This is a genomic window from Sphingobacterium sp. UBA6317 (genome assembly GCF_002440385.1).
Classification (GTDB): Bacteria; Bacteroidota; Bacteroidia; order Sphingobacteriales; family Sphingobacteriaceae; genus Sphingobacterium; species Sphingobacterium multivorum.
On record NZ_DJTD01000038.1, the window covers coordinates 39,954 to 46,509 of the forward strand.

Consider the following 6,556-nt stretch of genomic DNA (forward strand, 5'->3'; position numbering starts at 1 on the left):
TTGTATTTAGATTTGCTATAATGAAGAAGATAAATATATTGATTGTCGATGATAAAATTGAAAATATTATCAGTCTTACAGCACTGCTGGAGGATATCGAAAATATAAATATAGTGACGAGCACAGATCCCAACGAAGCTTTAAAAATCTGCTGGAAAGAGGATATTGATTTGGCGCTCGTTGACGTGCAGATGCCAGAGATCAATGGTTTTGAATTTGTTTCCTTCCTAAAGAAGAATCCGAAAACAAACCATATCATCCCCATTATGGTAACAGCGATTTCAAAAGAAGACAAATACCTCATTCAGGGACTTAATAGCGGCGCTGTGGATTATCTATATAAACCGCTTAACCCTGAAGCAACCATCGCGAAAGTAAAATCTTTTGTGCAGCAATTACTGATACAGCAGGAAATTAAAGAGAAAAACATTGCCTTAGAAGAATCAAAACAGGCTATTCTCAAAGCGAAAGAAGAGGCCGATCTTGCTCGAAAATCCAAGGAAACCTTTTTAGCCAATATGAGTCATGAGATCCGTACGCCTATTAACGGTATTATGGGCATTACACAGATGCTAAAAAATTCTCAACTGACGCTAGAACAAGAAAACTGGATTAACAAGCTGGATTCTGCCTCGCAAAATCTGCTCACTATTATCAACGATATATTGGACCTATCGAAAGTCGACTCAGGTATGATGAAACTTAACATGGAGTCAACATCAGTGCACGATATTACCGATGATCTAAACAACCTCTTTATTGATAAAGCCATCTACAAAGGGCTGAATTTTTCCATTGATGTGGACGATCGGATCACAAGTTATTTTCTGACAGATCCACTACGGTTGAAACAAATATTGACCAACTTTATCTCCAATAGTTTCAAATTCACCTCGGAAGGTTCTGTTGTATTAAAAATTCAGCTCCTAACTGAAGATAACCATAGCATCTGTTTACGATTTCAGGTGATAGACACAGGAATCGGCATCGTAGAAGATGCCCTGGAAAAAATATTTATTGCGTTTGAACAAGGAGAAGATAGTATAACCAAAAAATTTGGCGGTACTGGATTGGGCCTCGCAATTGTAAAACGTATTGCAGCGCTGCTCAACGGTCGGGTTTTTGCATCGAGTGAATATGGTAAAGGGAGTATTTTCTCTTTTGAATGTACTTTCGACAAAATCAAAGATAAACCCGTAGAAAAAGAAACGCAGATACTCTATACGGAATTGCCCAAGTTCAACTTCCCGATGGTGCTCATTGCTGAGGACAATGAATTAAACAGCTTTATGCTCGCGAATATCCTCAAAAGCTGGAATTGCGAAATTACTTTGGCGACGAATGGACTCATCGCACTAGAAGAAATCAATAAGAAAAAAATCGACCTGGTGTTTATGGATGCCCATATGCCGCTCATGAGTGGTTTTGAAGCGATCAAGGAAATACGTCGAAACGCGAATCCGATAATCGCAAACATGCCGATTATTTCCATTTCAGCATCTGTGCTCCAAGCCGAACAACAGGAAGCGCTCGATGCCGGAGCCAATGAAGTTGTCGGAAAACCATTCGATCCTATCAAATTGTATAAAACAATTGATACTTTATTGTCAAAATTGAAATGATAGTTTCAATTTAGCAATGAAATCATTAATTTTAGAACATAATCAAGATGTTTGATGTTATTTCTCATGAACGTGCTTCCAGAAAGGAATTACGTTCGTCATAACTTCATCACTAAACCGCTAAAGGCTGCGGAAATGCCTACAATAAATAAAAGATAAACAAACAATCATTCAAATGAAAAAACTTTTTATGATACCAGCAGTTGCAGTTGCTTTATCAATTGCGTCTTGTGGTGGAAACAGTGACAAGTCTGAAAAATCAACTAGTACAGAAGCGACAACTTCAACAGAAAGCCAAGCAACAGAAACAGTGCCTGGAATTGAAAACGTAGCTATTTCCAACAGCTTATCTTTAGAAGGTAACGATCAAATGAAATATAATAAGGATCTATTCCGTGTAAAAGCGGGTGAGCCAGTAGAATTATCTTTCAAAAATGCAGGTACTATGCCAAAAGAGTCCATGGGACATAACGTAGTTATCCTAAAACCAGGTGTTGACCTTCCAACTTTTGGTGCTGAGGCTGCTGCAGCTGCTGCAGACGAATATATTCCAAAATCAGCTTTATCTTCAATTGTTTCCCACACAAAATTATTGGGACCTGGAGAAACTGATAAAATCACTTTTACGCTTGAAAAAGGAGTTTATACGTTTATCTGTAGCTTCCCTGGTCACTATGGTGTCATGCAAGGAAAAATTGTTGCAGAATAATAATCAAATAAAAAAGGATATTCAAAACATGAATATCCTTTTTTGATTTATACCCAAGCAGGCATCAATACATTTCTCCCTACGGTGCATAATTTCCATTCTTTTATCAAAAAAATGTAAAGTAAGGCCCTTTGGCCACAAATCGTAAGTTTTGATTTCCTATCCCATTAATAATCATTAAATTTGTGGTACAAAAAAATAAAACGTAATCAATGCAATACGACGTAATTGTAATCGGAAGTGGTCCAGGCGGATATGTAGGAGCTATCCGTTGTGCCCAATTAGGATTAAAAACAGCTGTTATTGAAAAATATAGCACATTTGGTGGTACTTGTCTTAACGTTGGATGTATTCCTTCAAAAGCGCTTTTAGATTCTTCGGAGCATTACCACAATGCTGCGCATAATTTTGATGCATTTGGCATCAGCTTAAAAGACCTGAAAGTAGACATGGCAAAGATGATTGCTCGTAAAGACGATGTCATTGCTCAAAATACTGCCGGTATCACCTTCTTATTCAAGAAGAATAAAATTGACAGTTTTCAGGGTGTGGGTTCATTTGTGGACAAAAACACCATCAAAATAACGAAAGCAGATGGTTCGACAGAGCAGATCACTGGTAAAAATATAATTATCGCAACGGGATCGAAACCGACTTCATTGCCTTTCCTACCTGTAGATAAAAAAAGAATCATTACCTCAACCGAAGCACTTAACCTAAAAGAGATTCCAAAACACCTTATTGTCATTGGTGGTGGTGTGATAGGTTTGGAACTAGGTTCTGTTTATGCTCGTTTGGGTTCAAAAGTTTCTGTTGTTGAATTTGCAAAATCTATCATCGGTACAATGGATGGTGGCTTAGGAAAAGAACTACAACGTGTTTTGAAAAAATCATTGGGCATGGAGTTCTATTTAGGCCATAAAGTGACCGGAGCTTCCGCAAAAGGTAAAGTGGTAAAAGTAACTGCTGAAGATCCAAAAGGACAAGAAGTCACTTTAGAAGGCGACTATTGTATCGTAGCCGTTGGTCGTACCGCATATTCTGAAGGCTTAGGACTAGAAAATATCGGCATCACAGTAGAAGAAAGAGGCAAGAAAATCCCTGTTAATGCCCATCTGGAAACAGCTGTACAAGGAGTCTTCGCAATTGGTGATGTGATCACTGGAGCAATGTTGGCACACAAAGCTGAGGACGAAGGTGTCTATGTTGCAGAATATATTGCAGGTCAAAAACCACATATTGATTATAACTTGATTCCAGGTGTTGTTTATACTTGGCCTGAAGTTGCTTCTGTTGGAAAGACTGAAGAGCAACTTAAAGAGGCCGGTGTAAAATACAAAGCTGGATCATTCTCGTTCAAAGCTTCTGGTCGTGCAAAAGCATCAGGTGACACAGATGGTTTTGTGAAAGTCCTAGCTGACGCTACTACTGATGAGGTATTAGGCGTACATATGATTGGACCACGTGCGGCAGATATGATTGGTGAGGCTACTGTAGCTATGGAATACCGCGCATCTGCAGAGGATATCGCTCGTATTTGCCATGCACACCCAACCTATACTGAAGCAATCAAAGAAGCAGCACTTGCAGCAACCGCGAACAGAGCAATACACGCTTAGGCGATAAATATCGAATACTCAAGGGGAAAAGGAAACTTTTCCCCTTTGTCATAAATACCTATACACGATGAATTTTTATACAAGAAAATGGGTCAAACCCGAAGACCTAAATCCTAATGGAACATTATTTGGTGGAACTTTATTACGATGGATTGATGAAGAAGCGGTCATCTATGCTATCGTTCAATTAGGAAATCCCAAAGTGGTTACGAAATTTATTTCAGAAATAAACTTTGTAAGCTCAGCCAAACAAGGCGATATTCTCGAACTGGGTATTGAAGCGATCAATTTTGGAACAACATCGTTAACGATGCGCTGCGAGGTACGTAATAAAATATCCAGGAAAACAATTCTATCGATCGATAAATTGGTTTTTGTAAACCTGGATGAAGATGGTAACCCCGCTCCTCATGGAAAGGATAGTATTACCTATGCGTATATGGGTATTGAGAAGACAGGTAGAGATGATTAAACATCTCTCTCCTGTCTTTATTTAATTTGGTATCTCCCCCCTACCTAACCCTTTGCAAAAATTCAGGCATTTGTATTTTTACAGAAAATTAAGACCGCTATTTTTTCCTTTTCTCCCCCCTACCTAACCCTTTGCAAAAATTTATGCATTTGCATTTTTTTAACAAACTATGATTTCTGTCTCTTTCCTTCAATTTCTTTTTTAAGATCCAATTCTACCCAAAAGCCAAAAATAGGGATCAAAGAAGCCAAGAAATATTTCACGGCCTTTAATATAGGCCACTTGTATTCTATAGTTGACATGATCAGCATAACGACGAAGATAACGACAAAGAAGCCATGAATGGAACCGGCTATTTTGACTGCTTCGGGGATTCCCGCGAAATATTTCAACGGCATGGCAATAAAAAACAAGCAAATGGTGGAGATTGCTTCCCACAGGGCGATCTGTCTGAATATTCTTAACATAATGATAAACTGTGTATTGTGAACTTCAAAAATAAGACTCTAAAAACGCTTTAACTATTATTTTTCCCCCTTTGACCAGGATGTGACATTCAGCTAGAAACAGCGACAGTGTTTTATCAGAAACCGCCAATTTTACAATAAATAGTTCATATTCATCAGAAAAAATGCGTACTTTTGAATGAATATATGCTTCACAGATTTTGTCATTTGAAGCTATAACACTCAACTACAGAATATTTATTTATATGAATTACGACATCATTGTAATCGGTAGTGGTCCAGGCGGGTATGTTGCTGCCATTAGAGCCGCTCAGTTAGGGTTCAAAACAGCGATTATTGAACGCGAATCATTAGGCGGAATCTGTCTAAACTGGGGCTGTATCCCTACAAAAGCATTATTGAAAAGTGCTCAGGTATTTGAATATTTAAACCATGCCGCTGATTACGGCATCAATGTTCAAGGTGGTGAGGCTGATTTTGACGCTATTGTCAAAAGAAGTCGCGGGGTTGCTGAAGGAATGAGTAAAGGTATTCAGTTCTTGATGAAAAAGAATAAAATCGACGTCATCAATGGAACTGCAAAAATTAAAAAAGGTGGTAAAATCGATGTAAAAGGTGCAGACGGTTCTACTAAAGAATATTCGGCAACACATACCATCCTAGCGACTGGTGCACGTTCACGTGAATTGCCTAATTTACCTCAAGATGGTAAAAAAATCATCGGCTACCGTCAGGCAATGACGCTTCCTAAACAACCAAAATCTTTAGTTGTTGTTGGCTCAGGTGCTATCGGTGTTGAGTTCGCTTATTTCTATAATGCAATCGGAACAAAAGTAACTATCGTAGAGTTTATGGATAGAATCGTTCCTGTTGAAGATGAAGAAATTTCAAAACAATTAGAGAAAAGCTTAAAGAAACAAGGTATCACCATCTTAACGAAATCTGAAGTTCAATCCGTTGACACAACAGGTGAGTTGAGCAAAGTTTCTATCAAAACAGAAAAAGGTACTGAAGTTATCGAAGCAGAGATTGTATTATCGGCTGTTGGTATCGCTCCAAATATCGAAAATATCGGCTTGGAAGAGGTTGGTGTAAAAACTGATCGCGGCCGTGTTGTTGTAGATGATTTCTACAAAACAAACATCGAAGGTGTATATGCGATTGGTGACATTGTTAAAGGCCAAGCCTTGGCTCACGTTGCCTCAGCAGAAGGAATCACTTGTGTGGAAAAAATCAAAGATCTACATGTTGAACCTATTGACTACAATAATATCCCCGGCTGTACATATTGCTCCCCAGAAATTGCTTCTGTAGGTTATACCGAAAAAGCGGCGAAAGAAGCTGGCTATGAAATTAAAGTTGGTAAATTCCCATTCTCAGCTTCAGGAAAAGCGTCAGCTGCTGGTGCGAAAGATGGCTTTGTTAAAGTTATCTTTGATGCTAAATATGGTGAGTTCCTAGGCGCACACCTTATCGGAGCCAATGTTACAGAAATGATTGCGGAAGTTGTTGTGGCCCGCAAACTGGAAACAACAGGTCATGAAATGATTAAAACGATCCATCCTCACCCAACAATGAGTGAAGCGATTATGGAAGCTTGTGCTGATGCTTACGGTGAAGTGATCCACTTGTAGTATTAAAACAAATAAAACTAAAAAGGGGAAAAT

General features: G+C 38.6%; 6 protein-coding genes. 5 read left to right on the forward strand and 1 reads right to left on the reverse strand.

The genetic code is table 11. The features are described 5' to 3' along the window. The first annotated feature begins 20 nt into the window (after positions 1-20). The 4 genes from B3E92_RS11655 (at position 21) to B3E92_RS11670 (ending at position 4,422) form a co-directional block, all read left to right on the forward strand. On the forward strand, positions 21-1,622 hold the full coding sequence (locus tag B3E92_RS11655) for a response regulator (protein WP_286896815.1): 1,602 nt from the start codon (positions 21-23) through the stop codon (positions 1,620-1,622). A 175-nt stretch (positions 1,623-1,797) separates the two neighbouring features. Then, on the forward strand, positions 1,798-2,331 hold the full coding sequence (locus B3E92_RS11660; RefSeq protein ID WP_075991088.1) for a plastocyanin/azurin family copper-binding protein: 534 nt from the start codon (positions 1,798-1,800) through the stop codon (positions 2,329-2,331). A gap of 212 nt (positions 2,332-2,543) precedes the next feature. After that, on the forward strand, positions 2,544-3,950 hold the full coding sequence (gene lpdA, locus B3E92_RS11665; protein ID WP_286896817.1) for a dihydrolipoyl dehydrogenase: 1,407 nt from the start codon (positions 2,544-2,546) through the stop codon (positions 3,948-3,950). 67 nt (positions 3,951-4,017) lie between these two features. Next, entirely contained in the window at positions 4,018-4,422 is a 405-nt protein-coding gene (locus B3E92_RS11670) for an acyl-CoA thioesterase (RefSeq protein WP_075991086.1), read from the forward strand. Between the two features lie 167 nt (positions 4,423-4,589). Here B3E92_RS11670 and B3E92_RS11675 read toward each other — a convergent pair whose 3' ends face one another. Further along, on the reverse strand, positions 4,590-4,889 hold the full coding sequence (locus B3E92_RS11675) for a DUF3817 domain-containing protein (RefSeq protein WP_286896820.1): 300 nt from the start codon (positions 4,887-4,889) through the stop codon (positions 4,590-4,592). A gap of 245 nt (positions 4,890-5,134) precedes the next feature. On the opposite strand from B3E92_RS11675, the gene lpdA (B3E92_RS11680) reads away from it, so the two are divergent. Beyond that, on the forward strand, positions 5,135-6,523 hold the full coding sequence (gene lpdA, locus B3E92_RS11680; protein ID WP_286896822.1) for a dihydrolipoyl dehydrogenase: 1,389 nt from the start codon (positions 5,135-5,137) through the stop codon (positions 6,521-6,523). Positions 6,524-6,556 lie beyond the last annotated feature (33 nt).